The organism is Candidatus Dependentiae bacterium, from assembly GCA_013821315.1.
Lineage (GTDB): Bacteria > Babelota > Babeliae > Babelales > Babelaceae > JACDHA01.
In genome coordinates, this window is sequence record JACDHA010000012.1 from 1 (window position 1) to 26,026 (window position 26,026).

Sequence of the window (26,026 nt, forward strand, 5' to 3'; positions counted from 1 at the left end):
CAAAAGCTTCTGGCAAAATATCGTTTAGAGTTCTACCACGCTCTATTTGTTCTTTAAACTCGTTGGTTTTAAAAGCAAGCTGCTCGTCTGAGAGAATTTGTATACGAGCTTCAAGTGAATTAATTTTATCAACAAGCGGCTGCAAGCGTTTAAGCTGCCGCGAATTGTTAGTTCCAAATACTTTTGCTAACAGGGCTGAAATCATTTTTTATCCTTTAGATCGGGTCTTTTTTAAGTTTAGATCAGAGCTACTCACCAAATAAGTGTGATTATAGCATAAAAACAACAGATCGTCATTAGCAAGGTTAGAGAGTATCAATTTGCTGATTTTTAAGAGCCACTAGAGTCACGTTGCGAGCAGTATTTTTATTATCTCTTCTATATGAACAAAAAGATGCGTTGTGTATTGTACACTGAGTGTAGCTTTGATTAAAAGCTTCTAAGCTAACGCCATACTTAACCAGCTGAAGCTTATTAAACAATAGTAGATCAAAATAAAGCTGGTTATCATGTTTTATAATAACTTGGTCCGCAAAACTAAATTTAGTTAGATTTTCTCTAAAGTCAGGCTGCACGATATAACAGCAGACACCTGCTGCTGGACCAAAATACACGTGTACTTTATTTTTTTGGCTACCATGCGTTTTTTCAAGAGCTTGCATTGCTTTAACCGCTATTTCTTGCACAGAGCCCATCCAACCTGCATGAGCAAGAGCTACTGCATGATGCTCAGGATCATAGATAACAATAGGCAAACAATCAGCTGTATAGATACCAAGACCCACATGAGTTTTATTAGTTATTAAAAAGTCTCCTTCAGGCTGCATAGTTAAAAAACTAGTGTAATTTTCTTGAGAAATTATAATGCCTTGAGCACTATGTATTTGTTTAGTAAAAAATAAACTTTCAATATTTAATGCTTGCTTACTATAGTGTAAAGAACTCTCTTGCTCAAGTTCTGCTTGAGTTTTAGCTTGATTAAAAAATTCCCTATCGATAGGATGCTGAGCATCACCAAAAAAAATAGTTATGTTATTTTTGTGTATCTTCATGCGCTTTAGTATATAGCAGGATTTCTGAGCTTACAATGTTTTTATTTGCACATTTACACATTTGTGGTACTATGGAAATAGTAATCATACTAGGAGATTTACTTATGAATAATAAAAATGGACTTTCTCGTATATCAATTGATATACCTAAGATTCAGCATAAAAAGCTTAAAAGGCTTGCTGCTGAGTTGGGCGTATCTATGCGCCAAATAGTACTAGAAGCATTAGAACTCGTAGAAGAATGCAAGTACGGTAACCATGAGCCAAACGAAGAAACTATTAAAGCAATAGAAGAAGTTAAAGCTAGAAAAAAACTTATTAAAGCAGAAAATGCTGAAGATCTTTTTGAAAAACTCGGTATTTAAGTGCTAACGCCTATTTACCACTAAGTACCATAAAACGAGTAAGAAGACGCCGGTGTCTTCTTACTCGTAAAAAATTTAAGACATCTGTTTTTCTTGTGCCAAGCGGCGCATGATTGCAGGAATATCTAAATTATTAAGATCTAATGACGGTTTTTCTTGTATTGGAGTAGCAGCAGGCATAATCGATTCAGATCTTGCTTCTGTTCTTTGCTCTACGACTTGCTCAAATCTCGGCTCAGGGCGTTGCTCATAACGAGTTTCAACACGAGGCTCTGGTTTAGGTTCAGCACGTACTTCTGGTTGTGCGTAACGACTAGGCTCAGAAAAGCGTGATCTCATTTCGCGCATATCAAGCGTTACATCAGCGCCTGGTTGCGAAAACCCTGTAGCAATAACTGTTACCGTTATTTCGTCACCCAGAGACTCATCAATTACGGAACCCAAAATAATACTTGCATCTTCATGAGCTTGCTCATACACAATAGAAGCAGCGGCACCCAGCTCATGAAGACCGAGATCTTTATTACCAGTGATATTTAAAAGTACACCACGTGCTCCCGCAATTTGCATACTATCAAGAAGCGGAGAAGAAATAGCTTGCAGAGCAGCTTCACGTGCCCTATCTTCGCCACTTGCTCTACCACTGCCAATTATTGCAAATCCTTTTTGCTTCATAATAGCTCTAATATCAGCAAAATCTACGTTTATGTGGCCAGGCTTTGAAATAATATCGGCAATAGAACGGACAAATTGGTTAAGTATGGTATTGATCATTGAAAAAGCATTCATAAGAGATACTTTTTGATCAACAACATCTATAAGCTTTTGGTTTGGTATAACAATAAGCGTATCGATATCACGTTTAAGCAGATCAAGAGCCTCTTGAGCTACTTTCATACGCCGTTTTCCTTCAAACACAAAAGGCTTGGTAACCACAGCAATAGTAAGAATATCTTTTTCTTTAAGCGCACGAGCAATAACTGGCAGAGCACCTGATCCGGTACCGCCACCCATGCCACCGGTTAAAAACACTACGTCAGCATCATCTAAACAATCGAGTATTTTATCGATATCTTCTTCAGCTGCACGACGGCCTACTTCAGGATTAGCTCCTGCTCCTAAGCCTTTAGTTGATTTTACGCCAAGCTGTATCTTATGCGGTGCTTTAGATATTTTAAGTGCTTGAGCATCAGTATTGGTAACGATAAAATCAACACTTGAGTAACCAGCATCAATCATGCTGTTAACCATGTTGCTTCCGCCACCACCTACACCAAGAACTTTTATGCGCGCAATCGGCATATGCTGACTGACACTTTCAGATTCAAAATCTATCATAGCCTATCTCCTTTTTTAGAAAAAATCTGAAACCCATGACTTCATACGCCACAAGATACGGCTCATTAACGGTCCGGCCAGATGATCTAGAGGAACCGACTTTTGTTTATGGAGCATGTATACCAATAAACCATACCCTGTAGCATATAAGGGACTATCTAATGACTCTTTACATAGAGCTGGTACATGTGGGTTTCCAATCCGTACCGGCATATGCATTAACGACTGAGCAGTATACTCTATACCACGCAGTAAGGAGCCTCCTCCAGTTAATACAATACCAGCAGGGATTAAATGTGCAAGATTATTCTTAGAGATTTCTTGATTTACCATATACATAAGTTCAACTGCGCGCGACTCAATGATAGCAACCAGCTCATTAACACTTACTATTTTACGTAATTGCCCATGCACCATCTCAACTTCAAAGCGTTCTTGATTTGTTGAAAGAAAATCTATCGTGCTGCCAAATTCATGCTTAACTCTTTCAGCATCTTTTATAGTAGTCCGTAAACAAAGAGCTATATCATGAGTAAAATGATTACCAGCAATACCAAATACTTTAGTGTGCCTAATACTGCCATTTTGATAAGCAGCAAAATCAGAAGTGCCACCACCAATATCTAAAATTCCTACACCAAGCTCTTTCTCATCAGCACTTAACACTGCGTCCGCTGATGCCAGTGGCTCTAAAATAATATCTGCTACTTTAACGCCCGCCATTTCACAGCACCGCACCAAATTTTGCACTGACGCAATAGAGCCAGTTATAATATGGACATTAGCCTCAAGACGAACACCAAACATACCCAACGGATCAGTTACTTTTTGTTGCCCATCAATGGTATAGTATTGAGGCAGTATATGCACAATTTGCTGTCCTTCAGGAATAACTACTGCACGTGCTGCTGCTAAAACTGCTGCAATATCATGCGTTTTAACACAGCCTTGCTTTATAGGTACCATGCCTTGGGAATTAAGAGAATGTATATGTGCACCGGAAATACCAACATACACAGATTCTATCGTACACCCTGCCATAAGCTCAGCTTCTTTAAGCGCTTGTTTTATAGCATGTACTGTTTGAGCAATATCAGTTACTACGCCACGTGATACACCATGCGATGGTGCTTTTCCAATACCAACTATGTGCAAGCTATTAGCTGCAAGTCTTTGAGCCACTAAAACACAAATTTTGGTCGTTCCTACATCCAGAGCAACCAACAAATTTTCTGTATTGTGCGATTTCATATTCCACCCCCCTTTAGGTGTGCACAAACTATAAAGTCCCCTAAACGAATATCTACTGTTATTGCACCTTCTTTCTGCATACTTTTATAAATACGCTCGGCATACCCTAATTTTTTTGTTTTAAGCGCACTACAATCAGCAATGATCGTTACTTTTGGATGTGTATAACTTACCAGCGTGAGCTTGTTTTTTGAATGCCAAGTAACTGTATAATTATTAAATAGAGAGGCCACTATGCTTGTACTCAAAAGTGGTAATAACTCTTTTTCTATAGAGCCGATACAAGCATCAAGCACACCATAAGACACAACGTAAAGAGCAGGAAGTCCTGCAAGCGCCTCAGGCTTAAATAGAACACTAGGTACAAGTTTTCCATTACTAGCAATACAGTAGCCTTTAGTATTGTCTTGAGGCTTGTGAGAAATAACTTGTAGTAATGGCGTATACGCTTTAATAGCTACACGTGCTCTACCAGAAGCATCATAAGCAATACTTAGTGCGCGCAAAGCTGGAAAGAGCTTAGCAAGCTCTTGTTGTAACCCAGATGCTCTTTGTTTTATAAGAACTTCAGGTGTAATACTGTTTTTAAGCGCAGTGCGTGATTCTGTTGCTATACAGATATCAAATGTAATAGTAAGAGTACAGGGTCTTAAAAGACGCTTAACGCCATAGGCTCCGGCAGTCCCCACTGCACATAAGCCTAGTACTTTTAAGATACCTGTTACCCGCTGTAAGGCTCCCATAGATCCCCCTAACTCTTGACAACGGTGGTACTAATATGTTCATATCGTTTAATACTACGCTGAGTCAAGAATTTAGTTATTTATTTGCACTTACAAGCAAGAAAAACCCTCAAGTTTTTAGGCTTAAGGGTTTTTAATAGCAAAAAATAATTTTCTAAAATTTTTAAATTTTACCTTGCTGATGCGCTACCATAAACAATATAATACCTGCAGCAACTGATGCATTATAAGAAATGTCTGCAACTCTTTGTGGTAATTTTACCGTAAGACCTGAACTTAACAAATTTTTTGCAACTCCGGTTGCTTCGTTACCAATTACAACACACAAATTAGGTTGATAACTTACGGTGGTAGCATCTTCGCCATTAAGCGCAGTAAAATACAGTGTATAACCGGCTTTTTTCAGCTCTTGTACTGCCGCTACAGCCGAAGGAGCTTCATAAATTTCTAAATATTCAGCTAATCCTGCTGATGCTTTTAAAGCAGCGGCATTAAGAGGTGCACCTTGCTTTTGACAAATAATTACTCCACCAGCACCCGTACAATAAGCAGTACGCAAAATAGCACCAAGATTACGTGGATCTTGTACACTATCAAGCATAACTAAAAAGGGACTTTTATCTGTTTCAAAAAATTTGCGTCGATAACAAAATGGTCCAGCCCAGGCAATAACTGACTGATGATCAGTAGTGCCAGCCATACGTGTTATAATATCACGACTTACATATTGAATCTGTGTTTCTTTTGAAAGCAGGGGCGCTATAAGATCCCACGCTTTAGGAGTAGGCTTAGTCGTATAAATAGTATAAAGCTTGCGTCGTTTGGCTTTAAGTAACTCAACAATAGGGTGTATCCCAAAAACTAATTCTTGAACTTTTTCTTTTTTTACTGCTGCTTTATGCGCTTTGATCATCGTGTATCCGTAGTTAAAATTTTATATCTATAGTACTAACAATACGGTTTTTTTAATTTTTATGCAAAGTAACCATGCTATAAATTCTATTATGCAACATTGTTAACTAAATAAAAAAATTAAAGCTAGGTCTTGCTTTTTGGCTCTAGCAAGAGTATACTTATTATTATTAAAAAGAGTGTAATTATATTTTATTTTATATTATATTACAGGAGATCCTTTATGAAAAAGACTCTTACATTAGCGCTTACCCTTCTAAGCACCGTAGCTGTAACCCAAGCGCGCTTACGTCACTTTATCTTTGATGATATGTTTGAAGAAATGCAACACATGCATGAACAAATGAATCGCATGCAACAGCAATTCTGGTCTCATACACCTGTTTCTCTCAATACTCCAGAAGCAGAAGCTTTTAAAAAAGCACGTAAAAATATTACCAGCATAAAACCTGAAATCACTCAAGACGAGAACAGTGTTATAATTAAGTTCCCTATCCCTGCCATAGATAAGAAAAACATCTCTGTTACGGTAGAAGACAACATACTTAAAGGCACTATTCCTGCTCAAGATGGTCGTGTAGACTTTAGAGTTGCACATAACTATCTTGAAATTTCACGTCGTATTGAAATTAAAAAAGAGACTAATACTCAAGACGCTCAAGTTGAAAACGAAAAAAACACTACATCTAATAGAACACCACGTCAGGTAAGCTATTTTAGTGATCTTGTAACACGTGGCCACCTACTGCCACAAACTGTTGATGTTAACAGTGTAAAAGCAGAAACCAAAGATAATTTCTTTATACTTTCGTTTGCCAAAAAAAAGCAAGCTAAAATTGCTATAGCTCATGCATAAAAAAGTTATAGAGTAAAACAACTAAAAGGCCTGGACTTTGCGTCTGGGTCTTTTAATTTATAAGAAAGTAGAGCGCATGACAGGATTATCAACCCAAAGAAGTTGGCTTGAAATAAGCGAGTCTGCTTTTAGACATAACATACAGCAACTAAGTGCTCTATTAGGATCAACTGAGCTTGCTCTTGTAGTAAAAAGCAATGCCTATGGCCATGGTATGCATGAAATTGCTCAACTGTCTGAACAACTACCAGAAATTTCTTGGCTTTGTACTGCTGGTCTTCAAGAAGCATTAGATCTTAAAATTAAAAGCAAAACAACTAAAAAAGTTCTTGCTCTTTCGTATCTTGATGCTGACGCAGAAAGTGCTGCTAAGTATGGCATTCATTGTGGTATTTATGATTACCACACAGCTTACGGTCTTAATCAAGCTGCTCAACATGTAGGAAAACCGCTAGCGGTTCACATTAAAGTTGATACGGGCATGTCTCGATTAGGCGTACCACCTGAACAAGTGGTTAGTTTTATACGGCAGCTACAAACACTTTCACATATTACTATATATGGCATATTTACCCACCTATGTGACACAGCAAACCCTGATGCAACATTTAGTCAGCTGCAACTAGCGCGTTTTAATGCTGTGCTTTTAGAACTTGAATCTGTTGGTATACGTATACCTCTAAGCCATGCATTATCCTCAAGCGGTCTATCGATTGCAACTTCACAAAAGTATAATCTTCTTCGTGCTGGTGCTTTAGCGTATGGTATGTGGAAATCACATGAGCAGCAACAATTAGTTTCAACACTCTATCCTGGGTTTAATTTGCAGCCTGTTATGAGCTGGAAAACGCATATAGCTCAAATCAAGCAGATACCTAAAGATTCTTATATTGGCTATAACTGTACCTATAAAACCAGTCGACAAAGCACTATTGCACTACTACCAGTAGGGTACTGGGACGGCTATCCACGAGGATTATCAAACAACGGTTTTGTGGTTGTTAAAAACCAAAAAGCACCCGTTGTTGGTATAGTAAGTATGAATCTAACAGCAATTGATATAACCGCTATACCTAACGTTACAATGCACGACATAGTTACCCTTGTAGGACATGAGCAGATAAGCTTAATACAAGTAGCAGATTACGCAAGTACCATACCTAATGAAATAGCAACACGCATTAGCAGCTCGTTACCGCGCGTTATACTACCACAAAATCAGTTGCCATTAAACATTTCCAAAACTCGAGAAGTACCGTATACTGAAAATATACTGTAATCTTTTTAACACACATAAAGACACCTAGAGAATATTAAGCATGTTTATTGTTGAGGGAAATATTGGAGCTGGCAAGTCAACTTTTTTAAAGCTTATTCAAGAGCATTTGTCTTATGTAGCGGTTGTTTTTGAGCCAATTCATAATTGGCAAAGCAATCAAGAGGGTCAATCGTTACTCTCAAGCTTTTACCAACAACCACAGCGCTGGGCCTATAGCATGGAAACGTTAGCCATGGCCTGTCGAGTAACTGAACATCTTAAAGAACAACAACATACCTCTCCTTTTCGGCTTATTGAACGCTCTATTTATTCAGGGCACTACTGTTTTGCTTACAATGATTATCAAAGCGGCTTTCTCACACAGCTTGAATGGACTATGTATAACTCTTGGTTTAACTTCTTAATTCCTAACCATTGCACTCCTCCTCGAGGGTTTATTTATCTAAAAGTTGCACCCGAAGTAGCCAGTGCTCGTATACAAAAACGTAAACGCTCAGGCGAAAGCGGTATTCCTCTTGAGTATTTGCAACAAATAGATACATGCCATGAACAATTTTTAGTTGAAAAAGCGGGTATCTTACCTAGCTTACAAAAGATCCCGGTATTGATTTTAGATTGCAACGAAGAGTTTGAAAAAGATCCTGAACTTCTTAAAAAACATATTCAAGCAGTCGCAGAATTTATGCAAGCTACTCTCTAACTATACTCTTGCTTTCAAACAAGCCTTTTTGCTATATTTAATACTAATATAAAATTAATAGTCGATGTATAATAAAAGAGAGTCGTTATGAAATACAACTATATACTTGCCCTTATGTGTATAACCTTGGTTGTGCATGCTTTTAATAAAAAAGATATTGAACGTGCCAAAAATCCTCAAGAGCGAATACTTATTAATGGCGATCTAGAAAATGCCAATCTAACAAGAGCAGATATCCATAACAATCTGTGGATAGCAACAAGTGCTGCAAAAGTAAACTTGTATAATGCCACTATGGGCGACATAACTATTTTAGATTCAAATCTGCGAGGAGCAAACCTAGAACGAGCTCAAGTACAGAAAGCTCTTATTGCTGAAACGGACTTAAGTGAAAGTAACTTAAAAGACGCCAATTTAGAGGATATTCAGCTCTATAAAGTAAAGCTTACTGATGCTGTCTTAGATAGAGCAAATTTTATGGGAGCTATTTTAGTTGAAGTAAAATTTAAACGAACATCACTTAGTAATGTAAATTTTGAAGGAGCTGATCTACGTAGTTGTAATTTTAGCCAGATAAAAAGCTTAGATGGCATAAACTTTAAGGGCGCGAAGCTTCAAGATTCAGATTTTCGGGGTATAGAAAACTTATCTGAGCAATGGAAGCTCTTTTTAAAAAATGCAGGAGCTTTAGTTTAAAAAATAATTAAGAACCAATAATAATTGATTCTTAATTATAAAGTGAGCTAAAATCAGATATCTTCACGATTAAATAGCAGCTTGATTTCCTGAATTATTGCCCTATCACCATCGTTTTGGGTCATAGAAGCAGCTGCGTAGTTATCTTTTAAAGTTTTTAAACAAACAGCATCAGGCACACTTATTGTCCATGAGTAGACACCTCCACCAATACAGTGGCTAGTAACTTTTACGCCTAGTTTTTCATTAACTTCTTTTATTTTTGCTTCACAGCTATCAATTTTAGAGGGCTTAGAAGCCTCACTACTAAAAAACAGCTCAACAAATTTTACTCCTTGAGCTGAACAGACAATAAATAAACTTAGTAAAGCAAACATTAAGCATTGATTTTTTAACATACTCTATTACCTAAATAGTTTTATAAAAACGGTGTTTTCCGACTTTAATATACATATCTGGTTTTAGCATAGTATGATTTTTAGGATCAACGATTTTCTCGCCATTTATAGTTACTGCACCAGCTTCAACCAACCTACGCCCCTCTGATGAACTTGTTACGGCTTCAAGTTCTTTTAATATATCTAGTATCCAAATGTCTTTATTATAAAACGATGACAAATCCACTTGTTGGGCATTACTATAATCTTTTTTCTGAAAGAGCTCTTCAAATACTTGTTGAGCTACATCTGCTTCTTGAGGTGACCAAAAACGAGTAATAATAGCGTGTGCTAATGCTTTTTTAAGTACCATAGGATGTGCAATATTCTGAGCAACATCATGTTTCATGCTCTCTATTTCTTGAGCAGTTTTATGGAGCACTACACTGTAATAACGCCACATAAGGTCATCCGAAAGTGACATTAATTTACCATATGCCTCACCTGCAGGCTCAGAAAGGCCTATAGCATTACCCAGGGATTTAGACATTTTATTAATACCATCAAGGCCTTCTAACAACGGTACAGTTAATATAACCTGCGGTTCTTGACCATAATGCTCTTGTAAATAACGTCCCATAAGTAAATTAAAGGTCTGATCAGTGCCACCAAGCTCAACGTCAGCATGCAGTGCTACCGAGTCATACCCTTGCATAAGTGGATAGAGTAGTTCATGAAAACCAATAGGCTGCTGAGCATCTATACGTGTTGCAAAATCTTCTCGCTCAATTAAACGAGCTAAAGTAACTTTACCACATAAGCTTACCCATTCGCGACTAGAAAGCTTATCGAGCCACTCAGAATTATAGCGTATAGTAATTTTTGCCGGATCGAGTACTTTACTTACTTGATTAAAATAGGTTTCTGTATTATAAGCTATTTGCTCATCAGTAAGCGCTGGACGTGTTTTTGAGCGGCCTGTAGGATCGCCAATACGTGCAGTAAAGTCACCAATTAAAAAAATAACTTCGTGGCCCATATCTTGAAATTGACGCAATTTAGAAAGTACTACCGCGTGGCCTAAATGAAGATCAGCTGACGTAGGATCTGCACCTAATTTAATGCGCAAAGGCCTACCAAGTTCTAATTTTTTTATAAACGCTTCTTGGGGAATAACTTGTTCTGTACCAGCACGTAGTTTTTCCAAAACTTCTTGTTTGTTCATGTTAGTTTCTTATGTTTTTAAAAAGTTAAGATAGTATGCCTAAAAAATAGGTAATATAATGAGCTGCTCTTATAATCAAGCTAAAAAATATATTTGAAACAAAAGGCTTAAAGAGAAAAAAACCCAGCAACGTTCCAAAAGTTAAAATGTTTTCAGAATGGTTTGCGTAAGTATACGATTTTTCAACGCCAATAAAAAGAAACAGTCGTATCATATTGTAAATAAAATTAAGAACAGCTATATACAAGTTAAGCACAATGCTTGCAGCAATAAGCAGGCCAATAAGTATTACACTAGAAGAATATCCTTCAAAAATACTTAAAATCCGACCGAAATCTAGTTTTTCTTGAGAGTGAAAAACAATACTTAAAAAACGATAGGTAGGATTCTCGCCAAATACTGCTAGAGATACAACTAACGTTCCCATAGCCAATATAAGAGCACATAACGTTGATGTTAAATAAGCTAATAGTACACGGGGTAGCCTTAAATAACCTTGTATTCTCTGAGCATTAATAGGAACCGGCATATGCCAGCCAATACCTAATAATACGCAGGCAATAAAGCCTACAAGGTCTATATGCCTTTCAGGACTGAGAGCTAAATAGCCCAGCTCTTTAGCTGTTGGATCTCCTAACTTATCTATAAACCATGTTTGTAGATAACCATTTACTGTACAAACAATAACGTAGGCTAAACCTAAAATAACGGCCGATGAGGCAAAAGTAAGTATATCAACACTAGACATAAAAAAATATTTCGTTGTAATGAGCTTTATTTGTGTACTTAAGTAGCTTTAGTTTAAGAGAATTTTACTCTAGGGTCAACTGGGACAGCCTGTTTAAGCACTTATATAAAACTCTTGCAAAAATAGTATATACTAAACTAATTGACCACTTTTTCAGCTACTAGTATTATTAATATAATATAATATACCACTTTTATTGAGATAGATTTGACTAATATGGATAAAAAGTACGAACACTTACAAGCTGAAGCTCAAGCTCAAGAGCTTTGGCACACTCAAAATACCTATAGCGCTGACAATAATCCTGGGCCGCTTTATAGCATAGATACACCACCACCTACGGTATCAGGCGCATTACATATAGGTCACGTGTTTTCTTACACACAAACTGATATTATCGCTCGCTATAAACGAATGAACGGATTCAGCGTCTTTTACCCTTTTGGTTTTGACGATAATGGACTACCAACTGAGCGTTTTGTAGAAAAAAAACATAATGTCTATGCTCATGGTATGGCACGTTCAGAATTTATTAACCTTTGCCTTCAAGAAACTGCTCAAGTAGAAAAGCATTTTGAAGCATTGTGGCAACGTTTAGGATTTTCTATTGATTGGTCATTATCTTATTCAACTATAGATGCGCGTACTCGTAAAATTTCTCAGCAATCTTTTATAGAGCTTTATAAAAAAGGTTTTATTTATCGCAAAGATGAACCTGCTCTGTACTGCACCACCTGCAGAACTACGGTAGCACAAGCAGAACTTGAAGATGCTGAAAAGCCTTCAACGTTTAATGATATAGTATTTATGTGCGATGAAGAAAAGTTAGTTATCGGTACCACGCGTCCTGAGTTGCTACCCTCATGTGTAGCTCTGCTTTACCACCCAGAAGATACACGTTACCAACACCTTAAAAACAAAACAGCAACGGTGCCTTTATTTAATTACCAAGTACCCGTACTAGAAGACACAGATGTTGATCCAGCTAAAGGCACTGGCCTTGTGATGTGCTGTACGTTCGGTGACAAAACAGATATTTTATGGTATAAAAAATTTAATTTACCCTACAGACAATCTATTGGTCTTGATGGAAAATGGGTTGAATCAACAGGGCCGCTCGCTGGGCTACGTGTAGCAGCAGCACGAGAAAAAGTACTAGAAGTTCTTGAACAAACGGGATTGTTGCTCGCCAAAAAGCCTATTAAGCACAACGTAAATATACATGAGCGCTGCAAAAGAGAAATCGAATACTTAATCTTAAAACAATGGTTTTTAAAAGTATTAGCTTACAAGCAAGAATTCTTGGCTCTTGCTGAAGAAATTAAATGGTACCCCACATTTATGAAATCCCGTTACAAAAACTGGGTTGAGAATATAAGCTGGGACTGGTGCCTGTCCCGTCAACGTTTTTATGGTATCCCCTTTCCTGCGTGGCATTGTACTAACTGTAACGAAACATTGCTTGCAGATCCTAAAGATTTGCCTATTGACCCCCAAGAGACTCCTTATCCAGGCACGTGCTCTAACTGCCCTGGTGAAAATAGCATAGTACCTGATACTGATGTTATGGATACGTGGAATACTTCGTCACTAACACCTTATATAGTAGCCGGTCTTTATAACAAAAATAGTGATAATGTTTTTGCTCAAGCAGAACCGTTTATGCCTATGAGCATGCGTCCTCAAGCTCATGATATTATTCGTACTTGGGCATTCTATACAATCGTTAAAAGCTGGATGCATAATAAATTAATACCTTGGTATACCATTGTTATCTCTGGCCATGTATTAAGCACAGAAAAAGAGAAAATATCTAAATCTCAAGGTAATAGCCCCCTAGCACCCGAGACATTGCTGAATACTTATCCAGCAGATGCTTTACGCTACTGGACAGCTTCAGGCACTCTTGGCCATGACATGGCATTTTCTGAAAGCCAAATCTCTATAGGCCAAAAACTACTTATTAAACTTTGGAACGCATTTAGGTTTGCTCAACCTTACTTAGAGGGGTATACACCTGACACAAATCAAGTACCAACTCATTTAGGACCTGTAAATTCATGGTTACTACAAAATAGTAGTACCTGCTTTACTAGTTATAACCATTACTTTGAGCTTAATGAGTTTAGTTTAGCTTTAGCAGCAGTAGAAAAGTTTTTCTGGAATGATTTTTGTGATAATTATCTAGAAATTATAAAAGATCAGCTTATGAACCCTGCTAATTATACTGCACAAGAGGTAGAAGCAACTCGTTGGACATTATATACAGTAGGCTTAAGGATTTTACAGCTGTATGCTCCTTTTGTACCGCATGTAACAGAAACGCTCTATGGCTTGATTTACAAAGCAACCGTAGGCACACCGTCTCTTCATCAAACACGCTTTACAAGATTCCAGAAACTGTACGTTTTTGAACAAAGTACTACGGTAATGGAAGCTATCTTAACTATTATAAGCCAAGTACGTAGACTTAAAACTGAGCAGCAACTTTCACTTAAAACTGAATTAGCCACTCTTGCAATACACGTACAAGATCCTGTACTAGCTCAAGCTCTTAAAGGCCAAGAGGCCTTGCTTAAAGCGGTTACTAAAGCGCATGAAATTACCTATAGCTCTCAAGCCGCATCGAGCAAGCTTACCGCTTTAGATGAACTCTGGCATGGAGAAATAACCATTTCATGATAACTATTAAAAATACCCAAAGAAAAATACATCTTGACGTAGAGCACCTACGTCAAGATGTTCAAAAGTTACTTGTTGCTTTAAATTATCAAGATTTTGATATTGGCATTTGGTTGACTACTAATAAAACTATACGTTTTTATAATCGTCAATACCGAGATAAAGATAAAGCTACAGATGTACTTTCTTTTAGTTATCACAATTATCTAGAAGCTGGTAAACGTATTAAAGTTACAACAGAAGAAGATAAAAATCTCGGTGACTTAATTATATCCATGGAATACTTAGTAAAAGAAGCTGAAAAATATAAAACTACTCTTGAAAAACGCTTACGCGTACTAGTTGTCCATGGTATTTGTCATTTACTTGGATACGATCATATAGAAGATGCTGATTACAGCCGTATGCGTGGCAAAGAAGCTTGGCTACTTAAAAAGCTAATCTAAACATCTCTTAAAGATACAAAAAGAGCCCTAATTACTTAAATGCTTCAGGGCTCTTTTTGTATCTTAGTATACTTTGCTTATAAATTATTAAGCTTTTTCTGAATATGCTTTAATTGCTGCTTTGCATTGTGATCATTAACTGAAACAAGTGACTGGTTAAGCAGCTGTTTTGTTTCTTTTAAAGCGCGAGCTTGACGCTGTTGTTCATAAATAGATTGTTGCTGTAACGAGTTTGCTCGACGCAGTTCTTCAAGCTTTTGCATTTCTATAGCATTTTTTTGCTCTTCAGCCAAAGCTTTACGTTGTTCAGCTTCAACTAAGGCTTGAGCACGTAATGCTTGTTGATAGAGTTCTCTTTGTGCTTGATATTCACGTGTTTGAGCTACTACGTTTTTTATAGTTTCTAATGCATAACGCAACGACATACTATTTTTATAAAGTGTACCAGCAGTTCCATCAACTGTTTGTCCTTCAGTTCGTGTAAAAGATTCTAACGCGCTATCTAAAGCACGCAGGTCATCATGTACCCCATTGCTATACGTAACGTAAGGATAAGCAATGGAACTGTCGCTACACGAGCTCAAAAGAGTCGCCTTGACTTGCTTGCTCACTCTATCAGGATCGTTTTGACCATAGCGCGTAATAATTTCCATTTCTTTTGCATAATGCCATGCAAGTGTCTGATGCTTTTTATACAGCTCAAAGTACCCATAATGCACATCTAAAAAGTGAGCGAAATTCTCAAGTTGCCCAGCTAAAACAGACAAATACTGTATTTGTTCTTGTGCTTGCCTTGAAAGAGTATCACCGATTTTTTTTGAACTAATAATACCATGCAAAGAGACTAAAGCCGTTTGTACCGTAGCACGATTTTTTGAAAGCTCAGTAACATACACATTAAAAGCGCCATTAGGTAGGGTAGCTGCAAGCATAGGTGTATCTTTACAATCTTTAAAAATACGCAGTTCTGCGGCGTATAATCTGCTGTATTTGGTGTACAATAATTTACTATCTTCTATAAGCTGCTTTTGAGCTTTATCAACTGATGAGTTGTACCACCACAGTCCACCACCAAAAAGCGTAAGACCACTTGCAACTCCAGCAATAATGCCCAGAGTAATACTACCCCGAGCAACACGTGTTTGCGCTAATGTTAACCCAAAAAGGCAAAGCGCGATCATACTGCGATTTTTTTTACTTAACATCATGAATTGGATCCTAAAGCATACGAGCCTAAACTATATTTTTCTAGCTTCGTTACTCTACCTTCTTTTAAGTTAAGTATTACCTATAGTAACTCTACGTCAACTGGTAGTGACACCCTTAAGAAGAGCTTGTATTTGTCCGTATCTATGCGTCGTTCTACCAAGCCAATAGAGCTGCAATTCAATACGCTCTTCTGGAGTTAATTGCCAAGGCATATTACTTTCTCGTATACGCTTGGTAGTTTCATATAAACACAAAGCTACGCTTACTGAAATATTAAAACTCTCAGTAAAACCATACATAGGAACTTTTACAAAGGCATCAGCATTTTGTAACGCATAATCACTCAGGCCATATTGCTCAGTACCAAATACTAAAGCAGTTTTAGTGTCTAATGGCAGTTCATGTATTAATACGTCATTTTTCCACGGGCTGGTGGCCACTATTTTATAACCTTGAGCACGTAGTGCATCAAAGCACACTTGCGTATTATTAACATTTTTATCATTATATTGTTTAACATTCAGCCAATCACTTGCCCCTTTAGCAACATTTTCTGCTAATTTATAACTATGCTTTTGTTCAATAACATGAACGTCTTGTATGCCAAAGCAATCACTTGAGCGTAAAGCTGCACTTGCATTGTGGCCTTGATAGATATCTTCAAGCACTATGGTAATATATCGTGTTCGCTCTGCACTATTTTTTATAATCTTTTCAGCGCGCTCAGGGCTTATGTACTGGCAAAATTCATCAAAAATCTTTTTTTTATCGTCTATAGTCATTCTGTCTCTAATTGGCAATGGTTAGGTTGGGTACTTTGTAAAATAGTGTGTATAGCAAGAGAATTTTTATATTTTTCATACCGGTCATCCTTAAAATAACCTTTACGCAACTGATCAGCACCAAGCAAAAAAGTCACCAGTCCCAAGCTAGCTAAAGCAGCATGATGAACAGTGCTTACGTTTATTTTAGCACCATTTTTGTCATTACAGCTGTTGACTCCTACTTGAAAACCTTCAAAGCCTAAAGCTCCCAACATAAAGCCCGTAGCCATACGAGTAATATCGTAAATATCAAAGCGCCTTAAAAGATACGACGAACGCTCTCCTAAAACTTCTTGAGCAAGTTCTGCATAACGTTTAGCATCTTGCTGTTTTAATGTACGCGCAACAACTGAATTATTAAAAAATTCTATAAATTCGTTGAGCTTAGACTCTTTGATAGCATTTTCTAATGCATCAGCTTTAATATGAGTACTTGCTATAAGTATTAAAAACAGAAGTACTCTATTGCTTTGTTTCATGAAATCCCCCATAAATTAATTAGTACTAGTATAAGTGTATCAGGCCTAAAAGGATCAGCAACTGTTGGTCTAACAGAATAAATAAACATAACTACATTAATTATAGTAGTTTTAAATATACTTTTGATAGGCTCTATAGGATACTATACTAATTTACACAGTATTAACTTATAAGGACAAGAGTATGAGCGCTCGGATTAACTATATTTTAATCGTTTTTACACTTACTTTTAGCGTCTTTAATACAAGCTATACTTGGTTTGGTTTTTTCAACAAATCAGTAGCAGCACCAAAGAATAGTGGTTCAAAACATACAGAAAGCGCTACAAGTTTTAATCCCAATGATATTCTCTTTACACCTACAATTAATGTTCATGTTAACTCAGATAGTAGATCTGCTAGTGCGTCTGCAGCTAAAAATTCTTCTCGTCAAAAATTACTTGATTCTAGTCGAGAACGAGCGCAGCAGCATATTAACTCATTATCACATGTTATAATGCATAATAAATTTACAACTGCCCTTACTGTAGCAAGTATTAGTTATATAGCACTACAAAGTACTCTTTTATATCTAAGGCACAATCTTTATCTTCCCGATTGTTGGTCCAAATGGCATAATACAAAAACCCTTAGTGAATTATATACCGTACCTCAACCAACTTTAGCAAAACAATTGATAAACGATATACAACATACCTATACCAAGCTTTCTAATCCTCTTGACTTCACTACACCGCTTATATCTTTTGTGCGTGACTTAGAAACAGAAATTAAATATCTTAATCTTTATAAATCACTAATAAAAAAGGTTCAGCTGTATAAAATAAATAGAATTATATGGTTTGATGACAAGCTTTTAGAAGAAACGCCTGACAGATTGCACAGACTTGCTTATATTAAAAATACTTTTTTTACCTGGCTTGTAGATCATAAAATAGAAATACAAAAACCTTTGTTATAAAAACAAAAAGCTTGGTATAATTACCAAGCTTTTTTATTACCACAAAGTAACGCCCGCACCGATAAAGCCGCTTTTGTTGTATTTGCTTACAAAATCATCAATTCCAAATGCTAAATACGCATGAGAGCCAATATAAATCTTATTAAGCCATTTGAGATGCGGTCTACGATCGCAATAGAGTCTATTTTGTCCACGTAAATCAAAAGCTTCAAAACTCGTTAAAAATGCACCACGTGTACCAAATGGCACAGCATATTCAACTGCTAATCCAAGAGTGCCCTCAAAAATACCCAATCTAAAGGCTGCATTCTTATATATTTTACCAAGCTGTAAATTTAGCTTAAGCGAATCTAAATGTTGCTTAGTAAACTCAAAACACTCAGAACGTGATTTTCCTGTATTACCATACAGATCACAAGAACGTGTTTGTAGTATGTCACGTTTTATAAAACCTCTAGTAGAATACGTAGCACCACCTAAAAGATAGAGATCGTTATTATACTGAATCTTGCCATTAGCATAGAGTTTAAAATCTTTACATGCAGTCTTTGAGCCGACATCTTTAAGACACTCAAGATGAGAATCAACTGCAAAAGTTAAGTTTTTTAAAGTATTGACTGCACTACCAAGACCACTGACAACATGCTGAATATTTTCGTATGCTGCTGTATCGTTAACGAGTTGCCCTATGGTACCTTCACCTTGATTAATTTTTTGTGCTATACAATTAACTGTAGCAAGAGCTTGTTCTGCTTGAGTACAAACACCGTTGGTAAGCTGATCAGTAGCTAACTCTATACTACTAGCCACCTGCTCTATACTAGCTTGAATATGGGGTAACATTGTGTTATTAATGTTATCACTTACACATGTTATATTTTTACATAATTCAGGTAACTGATTTTTAAGTTCAGCAGCAACAGATCTAATATCTTGTATTATAGTTTGCATACTCTCTTGATTTGGTGTAATAAGATTATCTAGTGAATTACTAATACACGCTATCTTACGCGCAGCATCATTAATAAATCCTAGGGTATTTTTTAAATTTGAACTGCCATCAGTATCTATACATGCTTCTTTAAGCGTTCGTGTTACATCTTCAACGTTTTGAGATATCTTTTTAAAGCTTTGCATAAGATCGTCCATCGAAACAGATTCACGTGGACTATAACATAATGTTTGACCACTTTTTAGACGAGGTGTAGTATCATTACCTGGTACAATTTCTACAAATTTACCGCCCAAAATACCTTCTTGCTTAACGGTAGCTTGAGAGTCTTGGTAAAGAGCATACTTTTTAAGCACTCTAAGCTCAGCTTTCACGCTAGAGCCGTCAGACTCTAATTGCACAGAGTCAACCCATCCAACTTTTACCCCAGCTATTTTAACTTCTGCTTTTTTTGATACTCCTGCAATATCTTTAAAGTGAGCTGTATAGCTTGCATAACGAGCTTTATCAAAACGTAAAAACCCTACTTGAAAACTCATATATAAAAATGCGCAAAGCGCTGCTATAATAAAAATACCAACAGTTGTTTCTGCTTTAAAATGCAACGTAGTTCCTCAAAAAAAAAGTTTTTATAACCAATATAGTTTAGTGATCTTAAAAATAACACTTTGTGGCGAGAGTTCTGCAGGCACTGTATCTTTTTCTAAAAGAGCCGCAACTTTCTGGGTAATACCGCCTACGGTACCATACGATAGCACAAAAAAGGCTGTTGCTTCAAATTGCAACGAAAACAAAGCAGTTATTTCTTTAGGCAAACTAGCATACGATTTTCCAAAAGTAGGCATCAGTAGCTTATCCCATACACTTTGCCATTGCATAAAAGGCTTAAAGTTTTTTACCCATTCTTTTGTGTCACGTGGCCCCTCTTTTTGAGTAAAACCTAAAAGACTGCCAAACGAATTACTTATAAACCATGGATTAATCCTACCAGAACCTGAATGAATAGTAAAAAGATCTGTAAGATATACTGTTTGTTTATCAGGCTTTTTACCGGGCATAAGGGTTATTTTCTCCTGAAATGCTGTTTGCATATCTTTCGCTTGCAGTAACTCGGTAGCATCCTCAAAGCCACGACCTAACTGTTTTTTAAGCTGCTCAACAGAAGCAAAAAACTGGCCATTACCAACAGCTGGTGCTAACAGTTCATTCAGTACCACTGCTAAGGGTTTGTTGGTTTCTTGAGCTTGAGCATTAGGCGGATTAGTAGGGGTAGCAGGTTTAGCCCCTGGCGCTCCATTAGGAGTTGGTTTATTTTGAGCTGCAGGTTTCGGTTGCATTAACGGTAGTAATTGATTTATAGCTAATTTGCCTTGTTCAGAAGATATGTGTAGCTGCACTATGCCATCTATACCGTCAGCTTTGTCAGTTAAACTAAACTGCTGCCACGCGTTAATAAGAGTAACAAGCTGCCCAAACCAACGCTGCTGAGGTGGCTGCTTAGCCTCTTCTTCTTTAGTTTTATCTTCAGGCTTACTCGATTGATTTGATTGCGGTAACGATCCAGCATAAGCGCTTTGAGCTGGCCCATTTTTTTGCTCTTTAGGAATAATAAGCGCTAATTGAGCACGTGCTATTTCAATACCACCAAGAGCAAGAGTACGTGCTTTTTCTCTATCAAGCACTAAGCGCGCTTGACGCTGGTAACTTATAGCTCGTTGCACAACACTGGTAATAAGTGTAACAGCAACAGAAACAAGCATCAGCGATAATATAAGTATATAACCAGATTTCTTATCCATAGTAGTGTCTTTTAAGGTTTAGGTGGTACTAAAGGAGCTACAGGTTTTACTTGCTTTTTAGGCTCTGGTATACGATAAGCAGGCACTTTAAAAGCAAAATCAAAGGGGACTTCTCGTGTTGTCTGGGCTACTACAACGCTGCCTGTTAAAGAAACAAAGGCAGGAATAACAGTACGATATTTTTCTTTAATTTCTTTTTCGTTCCAATTTTCAAGCTTTTGTGGTGTCTTGGGTTGTGCTTCGGGTTTAGAATCAGCTTGATTTGTCTGTGCTTCTGGAGCTTCAGGCACATCAAACACCGTTGTTTGTATTTTAAGCTGCCTTAGAGAACCAATAAGTTCGTAATACTGTTTTAGAGGTCTATTTTTAAGGGTATCTAAATCAAGCTTATCTACACTAGAGCTGTAGTATAAACTAAAAGTACCCAGGTCGCTTGGATCTTTTTCTAGTCTATAAGCAACACGTTTAATAAGGGGACGAGCTTGTAGTTCACCTTTACTGGTTATAGCTTGCAGACCGCCGGTTGTTAAAAATGACCAAAAGAGCCCGTTATCTGTTTGATTAATATAAAAAATATCTTGTAATTTTTTTTCTTCCTGCTTTTTTTCTTCTGGCTTTTCAGGTGACTTTTGCTCAACTGCGTAGCCTGCAGGCTTTTCCGGTTGCTGGGCTTGTTGCTCAAGCTCTTTTTGAACGCTAAACGGATAGAGTATACCAGTAATATCTTTTTCCAGTTGCCCATACAAAGCACTTAAAGGTACATCAGTAGCAATAACAGTGGTAATATCAGACACAACAAAGCGTGTTTGTTGAATAAGCTTATACAGGCTCAGTGAAAGCATCGATGAGATAGATACCGCTATTAATAATTCAATAAGCGTAAATCCCTGCTTCATTTTACTGGCTCCTTAGGAGAGAACTTAAAGCTTATAAAACTCTCTTGACGATTTCCTCTAATATCGTCCCAAGAACCTTCTACCTGTTCTTTATAGAGTCCAGAAATTTTACCTAAAGCAGATTCTCCACTACTTTTTGATAGTGTATAGGTAATTTTTGTTTCAGGGTCTGCTACTTCAATTTTTTTGGTACCTGCGGTTATTTGCCATCCTTCACGGTCAGCTTGTACAAAGACATTTTTAAGTATGCTTATACGCTCTTCAAGAGCATGTGCTTCAAAAACACCTCGTAGCAAAATGCTTTGTAACTTTACTAGTGACAACGTGCTTGTCCCTACAAGTACAATAGCAAACATAAGCTCAACAAGCGTTAAACCTGCTACACGACTACACGAGTTAGAGATAAAGCTTTTCATAAAAGTTTAAACTGTACAGTAAAAGGGTTAAGCACAAGCTCATAGTTACCTGAATTTGGTAGTAATTTTTCTTGTTCATGATCAACAAAGAGTATACGTACCTCTTGAGCAGTACCGTCAGGTAAAATATAAAAAAAAGTTTTGGTAACTTTACCAGTAGCAAGTTGCGATTCGCCATTTATTACAATATCAGTAAATTCTAGTTCACTCGGCATGGTCATACGGCCTTGCTCGGGGCTACGCTCAATAGTATTTGAAGCAAAATTAAACGTTATCGTTTGTGCATGACTTGTCTGTAACGCAGCTTGTGCGCCCTCTTGCACAAAAGCATTCAGGCGCACGATGAAATCTTGACCTACAGACGTTTCCCGTTTTCTTAGTCGAGGTAACATAAGACCGGTTATAACGCCTATAAGTGCTATAACTATTACTAATTCTATAAGGCTAAATCCTGACTTCATATCAGTTTTTATGCCTCTTGAGAACGAGCTGAGTAGATTGGTGCAGTTGATCCGGGAGCACCTTTAGAAGTTAAATCATACGGTGGCTGTGCACCTTTACCATTAGGAGCGTAGTCAAATCTTTGGCCCCAAGCATCTTCTAGATCTTTTTCTTCTAAATTGGTACCACTCCATTTTCTAGCATTAGCTCCTTGAGGTGCTTGAAAGAGCTCTTCAAGATCTTTTGGATAATCGCCAACACTTATTTTGTAACGTTCAAGTTCTGTATCAAGAGCTCTTAAACGATTTTCTGTGGTACTTTTATTATTGCTGCTCGTTATTTGACGAATGATAGCAAAGCCACCAAGCATAAGCATAGAAATAAGACCAAGCGCTATACCAAGTTCTATTAAACTATAACCTGGTTTGAGATGGTTCGTTTGTACTTTCATAGTATCCTTTCTGTATTGAGAGATAATCACTTATTAACGGCTCGTTGCCTTTTGAGCAACACTACCTATGTTTTGTAACGGACCAAGTACCGCTAAAATAATAAATCCTATAACACCTGCCATAATCAAAAGCATAAGCGGGTTTAATAATGCTGACAAGCTATCAGCTCTTTCTTCAAGATCGTCTTCGTAATACCGTGCTACGGTTAATAGCATAGCATCTAGTTGACCGCTTTGTTCGCCGGTATTAATTAAATAGATAGCTACTGGTGGGAAAAGTCCTGTTTCTTTTAAATAGGGCGCCATTTTACCCTGTTTTATAATATTATCACGCGCTATTTCAAGTTGCTGGGTAAGTACTTTATTGTTTACAATTTTGGTTACTATACCAAGAGCTTCAGGAAGATTTACGCCACCTTCTATAAGTATACCCAGCGTACGACTAAATTGTACTATAGCACCCATTTTTGAAAAATACTTAATAAGAGGCAGTTTTAGTTTTAATCTGTCTATAGTATAACTTCCTGACGCACTACGACTCCAAAAATAGAGACCTGCAATAATAATCACTAAACCTACAGCTATAAACAGTATATTATGAGTAAAAAAAGTTGAAAGAGCTATAAGAAATCGCGTAGGAGCTGGTAGCGGTACTTTTTGACTTTCTAAAGTACTTACAATTTGTGGCACTACTTTCCATAAAAGTAATACCGTAATAAGAACAATAACAGCAAGCTGAATGAGCGGATATCTAATAGCATCTTTTATGCGCCCTCTCATTTCATCAGTACGTTCTAAATAATCATTAAGACGCTCTAGAATAACCTCGAGTTTGCCACTTGCTTCACCTGCTTTAACAAGCTGTATATAAATGGTATCAAATACTGCAGGAAAGCGTTGCAACTCATCAGCTAATGAACGACCCTCTTTTATGCCGTCACGTAACGAGATAACAATAGATTGTAATCGCCCTTCTGTTTGTTCTGCAAGCAGATCAAGAGCTTGTACTAACGCAATACCTGATTTAAGTAATACCGAAAGTTGCTTGGTAAAGAACATTTTATCTTTAAGACTTACACCACGTTGAAAAATACGCTGAAAAAATGGTAAACGTGCTGTTTGGCTTGGCGCAGGTGTAATAGTGGTTGGTAGTAGATTCATTTTGGCAAGCTGGTCGCGTACCGCTTGCGTTGTTGCAGCATCAACATAACCGGTTACTCTTTTGCCTTCTTTAGAAAAAGCTTGATAAAAATATAATGCCATAAAAAAAATCCTTTAAACTGCGCTTGAACAACAGGCCATTTTCATGTTACCCTGATTTACAAAGTTTTAAGTGTCTTTACTCTCAAGGAGTTATATGAAACTGCGCTCATCGATCTATTGTATTAGTTTCACTAGTTTTTTACTCATTATGCAAGCTACTTGCTCTAAAGATACTCAAAAAGGTTTTGAGAATCAACATATCTCTCAATTAGGTTCATCTTCTTTGTATGATAGTGCTTTTAGGCCTATAGATTTTAACAGAGCAAGTATTACAAGCTTTATAACTCATTCTTATAATCACACAGCTTATGCAGAAAATCTTCTTGCGCTTGATTTCTCTCATATTATACAATTTCTAAGCTTTGCTACCCAAAGCCCACAGCCACGCTTATATGCTAAATCAATCTTTAAACTCTTTGGTCAAAAACTAAAAGCTACACCACATGTCAATACTTATGCATTATTAATACTTGCAGACAAACTACCTGAGCTTATGAGGCCCCTTATGCTCCATGAATCAGAAAAAGCTGCCAAACAAGAAGCAATCGAACGAGCTCTTTATCACTTTCTTTTAAAAGACTTTAAAAAATTTAAGGAAAATTCTGAAGATACCTTAAAACAATTGTCTTATACTATCTATGATATAACTATGCGTCAAAATGCACAAGATGACCAAGACATAAGCATCTACGAATTGCAAAAGGCAGTTGAGCAGTTTTTAGAAATTGCACTCAACAAAGTTATTTGGAGCCCTTACGATCAACAAGATATATGGCTTTGTGTAAAAGAACTTTCTTATAAACTTGAAGATCTATTAGCCGTAAACGGCCTTGTAGGCACCGAAGAACTTGAAGCACTCTATTGGTCACTTATACACCGGTTTTGTTACCTATTGTCAACTGCGGGTCCTGAACTTAATCAAGAAACTTATAGTGCAATACAGCAAGATCTAGCTCAAAGTTCACTCTTACTTCTTTCTTTAAAAGAACAAGAATCTTTTATTACTTCTAAAAAAGAGCATCTTGAACAAGCAGTTATAGCAGCACAAGTTACTGCTACTGCGTACCAAACGGGGCTTATAGTTAAAAATTAACGTACTCCTGGCGTTGGTGCACCGGTTCTTAGAGGGCCAGAGTCAGTTGTAGCAGTGACAAAGTTAGAAACTGGCCTGTTAACAAGGGCACTATTGATTTGAACCGGAGCTGCTAGTGCATTAGATCGACCTAGAGGAGCAATTACTTGAGTTGGTACTACTGCAGCAAAAGGCGCTATGCCAGGATTGCCAATGCTTGTTTCTAGTATGGTAGACTGAGGGACTAAACTTTGTGTTACCGGAGCTATCGTTCTAGTTGATAATTGGTATTCCCTGAGCAACCACTGAAATAGTTGTTGAGAGAACAAACATTCTTGAGAAGGGGCAGCAATTACCGGTACAGACTGAATAGATCGCGCTTGGCAGCGGCTAAAATCTCTACAGCTTCCTTGACACTCAGTTATAAGCTCAAAACCAACATCTGAGCAAAAGCCCGATGGAGAACAACAAAAAAACAGTGTTCTTTCAGGTGCGCTTTGTGCCCTTACACAACTATTTGCCGTTGCCCATAGGCAAAATATAGATAAAATAACGTTTTTCATAATCTCTCTTTCGTGGTAGATTTAATAGTA

Annotated in this window: 29 protein-coding genes; 9 read left to right on the forward strand and 20 right to left on the reverse strand. The window is 37.2% G+C overall.

What is annotated here, in order from left to right; translation table 11 throughout:
• The coding region (locus tag H0X48_03710; GenBank protein MBA3954396.1) for a hypothetical protein at nucleotides 1-205 on the reverse strand (205 nt) is incomplete at its 3' end.
• Between the two features lie 100 nt (nucleotides 206-305).
• A complete protein-coding gene (gene pgeF / locus H0X48_03715) occupies nucleotides 306-1,052 on the reverse strand; it encodes a peptidoglycan editing factor PgeF (GenBank protein MBA3954397.1) in 747 nt (248 codons plus the stop codon).
• A gap of 104 nt (nucleotides 1,053-1,156) precedes the next feature.
• Here pgeF and H0X48_03720 point away from each other — a divergent pair, with 104 nt between their 5' ends.
• Nucleotides 1,157-1,417: a hypothetical protein gene (locus tag H0X48_03720; protein MBA3954398.1), complete on the forward strand. Its 261-nt coding sequence runs from the start codon at nucleotides 1,157-1,159 to the stop codon at nucleotides 1,415-1,417.
• Between the two features lie 75 nt (nucleotides 1,418-1,492).
• Here H0X48_03720 and ftsZ read toward each other — a convergent pair whose 3' ends face one another.
• From ftsZ to H0X48_03740, 4 genes are all read right to left on the reverse strand, one after another.
• Entirely contained in the window at nucleotides 1,493-2,755 is a 1,263-nt protein-coding gene (ftsZ, locus tag H0X48_03725; GenBank protein ID MBA3954399.1) for a cell division protein FtsZ, read from the reverse strand.
• Between the two features lie 15 nt (nucleotides 2,756-2,770).
• The gene (gene ftsA / locus H0X48_03730) at nucleotides 2,771-4,006 is read right to left on the reverse strand and encodes a cell division protein FtsA (protein ID MBA3954400.1); all 1,236 of its coding nucleotides are present in this window, start codon (nucleotides 4,004-4,006) and stop codon (nucleotides 2,771-2,773) included.
• Nucleotides 4,003-4,749 carry a hypothetical protein gene (locus tag H0X48_03735; GenBank protein MBA3954401.1) on the reverse strand — a complete coding sequence of 249 codons (747 nt, stop codon included), beginning with the start codon at nucleotides 4,747-4,749 and terminating at the stop codon, nucleotides 4,003-4,005. The genes ftsA and H0X48_03735 overlap by 4 nt, the downstream gene beginning before the upstream one ends.
• Nucleotides 4,750-4,912: 163 nt before the next feature.
• A complete protein-coding gene (locus tag H0X48_03740) occupies nucleotides 4,913-5,662 on the reverse strand; it encodes an RNA methyltransferase (GenBank protein MBA3954402.1) in 750 nt (249 codons plus the stop codon).
• A 222-nt stretch (nucleotides 5,663-5,884) separates the two neighbouring features.
• Here H0X48_03740 and H0X48_03745 point away from each other — a divergent pair, with 222 nt between their 5' ends.
• The 4 genes from H0X48_03745 (at nucleotide 5,885) to H0X48_03760 (ending at nucleotide 9,192) form a co-directional block, all read left to right on the forward strand.
• A complete protein-coding gene (locus H0X48_03745; GenBank protein MBA3954403.1) occupies nucleotides 5,885-6,517 on the forward strand; it encodes a hypothetical protein in 633 nt (210 codons plus the stop codon).
• A gap of 76 nt (nucleotides 6,518-6,593) precedes the next feature.
• Nucleotides 6,594-7,796 (forward strand): alanine racemase, encoded by a 1,203-nt coding sequence (alr, locus tag H0X48_03750; protein MBA3954404.1) that lies wholly within the window; start codon nucleotides 6,594-6,596, stop codon nucleotides 7,794-7,796.
• Between the two features lie 40 nt (nucleotides 7,797-7,836).
• Nucleotides 7,837-8,496 carry a deoxynucleoside kinase gene (locus tag H0X48_03755; protein ID MBA3954405.1) on the forward strand — a complete coding sequence of 220 codons (660 nt, stop codon included), beginning with the start codon at nucleotides 7,837-7,839 and terminating at the stop codon, nucleotides 8,494-8,496.
• Between the two features lie 87 nt (nucleotides 8,497-8,583).
• Nucleotides 8,584-9,192, forward strand: a complete 609-nt coding sequence (locus H0X48_03760) for a pentapeptide repeat-containing protein (protein MBA3954406.1) — start codon at nucleotides 8,584-8,586, stop codon at nucleotides 9,190-9,192.
• Between the two features lie 53 nt (nucleotides 9,193-9,245).
• On the opposite strand, the gene H0X48_03765 is transcribed toward H0X48_03760, so the two are convergent.
• The 3 genes from H0X48_03765 to H0X48_03775 are packed head-to-tail and all read right to left on the reverse strand — an operon-like array spanning nucleotide 9,246 to nucleotide 11,542.
• A complete protein-coding gene (locus H0X48_03765) occupies nucleotides 9,246-9,590 on the reverse strand; it encodes a hypothetical protein (protein MBA3954407.1) in 345 nt (114 codons plus the stop codon).
• A 10-nt stretch (nucleotides 9,591-9,600) separates the two neighbouring features.
• Entirely contained in the window at nucleotides 9,601-10,794 is a 1,194-nt protein-coding gene (locus tag H0X48_03770) for a tyrosine--tRNA ligase (GenBank protein MBA3954408.1), read from the reverse strand.
• A gap of 25 nt (nucleotides 10,795-10,819) precedes the next feature.
• Nucleotides 10,820-11,542 (reverse strand): hypothetical protein, encoded by a 723-nt coding sequence (locus H0X48_03775; protein ID MBA3954409.1) that lies wholly within the window; start codon nucleotides 11,540-11,542, stop codon nucleotides 10,820-10,822.
• A gap of 216 nt (nucleotides 11,543-11,758) precedes the next feature.
• Here H0X48_03775 and H0X48_03780 point away from each other — a divergent pair, with 216 nt between their 5' ends.
• Nucleotides 11,759-14,224, forward strand: coding sequence for a valine--tRNA ligase (locus H0X48_03780; protein ID MBA3954410.1), 2,466 nt, complete (start codon nucleotides 11,759-11,761; stop codon nucleotides 14,222-14,224).
• Nucleotides 14,221-14,670: an rRNA maturation RNase YbeY gene (gene ybeY, locus H0X48_03785; protein MBA3954411.1), complete on the forward strand. Its 450-nt coding sequence runs from the start codon at nucleotides 14,221-14,223 to the stop codon at nucleotides 14,668-14,670. Before H0X48_03780 ends, ybeY begins: the two co-directional genes overlap by 4 nt.
• A 77-nt stretch (nucleotides 14,671-14,747) precedes the next feature.
• Here the strand turns inward: ybeY and H0X48_03790 are convergent, their stop codons facing one another.
• The 3 genes from H0X48_03790 to H0X48_03800 form a co-directional block, all read right to left on the reverse strand.
• Entirely contained in the window at nucleotides 14,748-15,878 is a 1,131-nt protein-coding gene (locus H0X48_03790) for a hypothetical protein (protein ID MBA3954412.1), read from the reverse strand.
• A 96-nt stretch (nucleotides 15,879-15,974) separates the two neighbouring features.
• A complete protein-coding gene (locus H0X48_03795) occupies nucleotides 15,975-16,661 on the reverse strand; it encodes an RNA methyltransferase (GenBank protein ID MBA3954413.1) in 687 nt (228 codons plus the stop codon).
• Entirely contained in the window at nucleotides 16,658-17,182 is a 525-nt protein-coding gene (locus tag H0X48_03800) for a hypothetical protein (protein ID MBA3954414.1), read from the reverse strand. The genes H0X48_03795 and H0X48_03800 overlap by 4 nt, the downstream gene beginning before the upstream one ends.
• Before the next feature lie 184 nt (nucleotides 17,183-17,366).
• Here H0X48_03800 and H0X48_03805 point away from each other — a divergent pair, with 184 nt between their 5' ends.
• Nucleotides 17,367-18,143, forward strand: coding sequence for a hypothetical protein (locus H0X48_03805; protein MBA3954415.1), 777 nt, complete (start codon nucleotides 17,367-17,369; stop codon nucleotides 18,141-18,143).
• 36 nt (nucleotides 18,144-18,179) lie between these two features.
• On the opposite strand, the gene H0X48_03810 is transcribed toward H0X48_03805, so the two are convergent.
• From H0X48_03810 to H0X48_03840, 7 genes are read right to left on the reverse strand one after another with little or no spacing between them, the layout of a single operon-like run.
• Nucleotides 18,180-19,700, reverse strand: coding sequence for an MCE family protein (locus tag H0X48_03810; GenBank protein ID MBA3954416.1), 1,521 nt, complete (start codon nucleotides 19,698-19,700; stop codon nucleotides 18,180-18,182).
• Nucleotides 19,701-19,724: 24 nt separating this feature from the next.
• On the reverse strand, nucleotides 19,725-20,894 hold the full coding sequence (locus H0X48_03815; GenBank protein ID MBA3954417.1) for a hypothetical protein: 1,170 nt from the start codon (nucleotides 20,892-20,894) through the stop codon (nucleotides 19,725-19,727).
• An 11-nt stretch (nucleotides 20,895-20,905) separates the two neighbouring features.
• Entirely contained in the window at nucleotides 20,906-21,790 is an 885-nt protein-coding gene (locus H0X48_03820) for a prepilin-type N-terminal cleavage/methylation domain-containing protein (GenBank protein ID MBA3954418.1), read from the reverse strand.
• Complete coding sequence (locus H0X48_03825; GenBank protein MBA3954419.1) at nucleotides 21,787-22,206, reverse strand: type II secretion system protein; 420 nt, start codon at nucleotides 22,204-22,206, stop codon at nucleotides 21,787-21,789. The genes H0X48_03820 and H0X48_03825 overlap by 4 nt, the downstream gene beginning before the upstream one ends.
• Complete coding sequence (locus tag H0X48_03830) at nucleotides 22,203-22,667, reverse strand: prepilin-type N-terminal cleavage/methylation domain-containing protein (protein MBA3954420.1); 465 nt, start codon at nucleotides 22,665-22,667, stop codon at nucleotides 22,203-22,205. The genes H0X48_03825 and H0X48_03830 overlap by 4 nt, the downstream gene beginning before the upstream one ends.
• A gap of 8 nt (nucleotides 22,668-22,675) precedes the next feature.
• On the reverse strand, nucleotides 22,676-23,098 hold the full coding sequence (locus H0X48_03835; GenBank protein ID MBA3954421.1) for a type II secretion system protein GspG: 423 nt from the start codon (nucleotides 23,096-23,098) through the stop codon (nucleotides 22,676-22,678).
• Nucleotides 23,099-23,131: 33 nt separating this feature from the next.
• Nucleotides 23,132-24,361: a type II secretion system F family protein gene (locus H0X48_03840; protein ID MBA3954422.1), complete on the reverse strand. Its 1,230-nt coding sequence runs from the start codon at nucleotides 24,359-24,361 to the stop codon at nucleotides 23,132-23,134.
• 94 nt (nucleotides 24,362-24,455) lie between these two features.
• Here H0X48_03840 and H0X48_03845 point away from each other — a divergent pair, with 94 nt between their 5' ends.
• A complete protein-coding gene (locus H0X48_03845) occupies nucleotides 24,456-25,454 on the forward strand; it encodes a hypothetical protein (protein ID MBA3954423.1) in 999 nt (332 codons plus the stop codon).
• On the opposite strand, the gene H0X48_03850 is transcribed toward H0X48_03845, so the two are convergent.
• Nucleotides 25,451-25,996 carry a hypothetical protein gene (locus H0X48_03850; protein MBA3954424.1) on the reverse strand — a complete coding sequence of 182 codons (546 nt, stop codon included), beginning with the start codon at nucleotides 25,994-25,996 and terminating at the stop codon, nucleotides 25,451-25,453. The two genes, H0X48_03845 and H0X48_03850, sit on opposite strands and share 4 nt — an antisense overlap.
• Nucleotides 25,997-26,026 lie beyond the last annotated feature (30 nt).

Coding starts and splice junctions, on each gene's coding strand:
- pgeF (MBA3954397.1), bottom strand. CDS start 1,052: ATGAAGATACACAAAAATAACATAACTATTTTTTTTGGTGATGCTCAG.
- H0X48_03720 (MBA3954398.1), top strand. CDS start 1,157: ATGAATAATAAAAATGGACTTTCTCGTATATCAATTGATATACCTAAG.
- ftsZ (MBA3954399.1), bottom strand. CDS start 2,755: ATGATAGATTTTGAATCTGAAAGTGTCAGTCAGCATATGCCGATTGCG.
- ftsA (MBA3954400.1), bottom strand. CDS start 4,006: ATGAAATCGCACAATACAGAAAATTTGTTGGTTGCTCTGGATGTAGGA.
- H0X48_03735 (MBA3954401.1), bottom strand. CDS start 4,749: ATGGGAGCCTTACAGCGGGTAACAGGTATCTTAAAAGTACTAGGCTTA.
- H0X48_03740 (MBA3954402.1), bottom strand. CDS start 5,662: ATGATCAAAGCGCATAAAGCAGCAGTAAAAAAAGAAAAAGTTCAAGAA.
- H0X48_03745 (MBA3954403.1), top strand. CDS start 5,885: ATGAAAAAGACTCTTACATTAGCGCTTACCCTTCTAAGCACCGTAGCT.
- alr (MBA3954404.1), top strand. CDS start 6,594: ATGACAGGATTATCAACCCAAAGAAGTTGGCTTGAAATAAGCGAGTCT.
- H0X48_03755 (MBA3954405.1), top strand. CDS start 7,837: ATGTTTATTGTTGAGGGAAATATTGGAGCTGGCAAGTCAACTTTTTTA.
- H0X48_03760 (MBA3954406.1), top strand. CDS start 8,584: ATGAAATACAACTATATACTTGCCCTTATGTGTATAACCTTGGTTGTG.
- H0X48_03765 (MBA3954407.1), bottom strand. CDS start 9,590: ATGTTAAAAAATCAATGCTTAATGTTTGCTTTACTAAGTTTATTTATT.
- H0X48_03770 (MBA3954408.1), bottom strand. CDS start 10,794: ATGAACAAACAAGAAGTTTTGGAAAAACTACGTGCTGGTACAGAACAA.
- H0X48_03775 (MBA3954409.1), bottom strand. CDS start 11,542: ATGTCTAGTGTTGATATACTTACTTTTGCCTCATCGGCCGTTATTTTA.
- H0X48_03780 (MBA3954410.1), top strand. CDS start 11,759: ATGGATAAAAAGTACGAACACTTACAAGCTGAAGCTCAAGCTCAAGAG.
- ybeY (MBA3954411.1), top strand. CDS start 14,221: ATGATAACTATTAAAAATACCCAAAGAAAAATACATCTTGACGTAGAG.
- H0X48_03790 (MBA3954412.1), bottom strand. CDS start 15,878: ATGATGTTAAGTAAAAAAAATCGCAGTATGATCGCGCTTTGCCTTTTT.
- H0X48_03795 (MBA3954413.1), bottom strand. CDS start 16,661: ATGACTATAGACGATAAAAAAAAGATTTTTGATGAATTTTGCCAGTAC.
- H0X48_03800 (MBA3954414.1), bottom strand. CDS start 17,182: ATGAAACAAAGCAATAGAGTACTTCTGTTTTTAATACTTATAGCAAGT.
- H0X48_03805 (MBA3954415.1), top strand. CDS start 17,367: ATGAGCGCTCGGATTAACTATATTTTAATCGTTTTTACACTTACTTTT.
- H0X48_03815 (MBA3954417.1), bottom strand. CDS start 20,894: ATGGATAAGAAATCTGGTTATATACTTATATTATCGCTGATGCTTGTT.
- H0X48_03820 (MBA3954418.1), bottom strand. CDS start 21,790: ATGAAGCAGGGATTTACGCTTATTGAATTATTAATAGCGGTATCTATC.
- H0X48_03825 (MBA3954419.1), bottom strand. CDS start 22,206: ATGAAAAGCTTTATCTCTAACTCGTGTAGTCGTGTAGCAGGTTTAACG.
- H0X48_03830 (MBA3954420.1), bottom strand. CDS start 22,667: ATGAAGTCAGGATTTAGCCTTATAGAATTAGTAATAGTTATAGCACTT.
- H0X48_03835 (MBA3954421.1), bottom strand. CDS start 23,098: ATGAAAGTACAAACGAACCATCTCAAACCAGGTTATAGTTTAATAGAA.
- H0X48_03840 (MBA3954422.1), bottom strand. CDS start 24,361: ATGGCATTATATTTTTATCAAGCTTTTTCTAAAGAAGGCAAAAGAGTA.
- H0X48_03845 (MBA3954423.1), top strand. CDS start 24,456: ATGAAACTGCGCTCATCGATCTATTGTATTAGTTTCACTAGTTTTTTA.
- H0X48_03850 (MBA3954424.1), bottom strand. CDS start 25,996: ATGAAAAACGTTATTTTATCTATATTTTGCCTATGGGCAACGGCAAAT.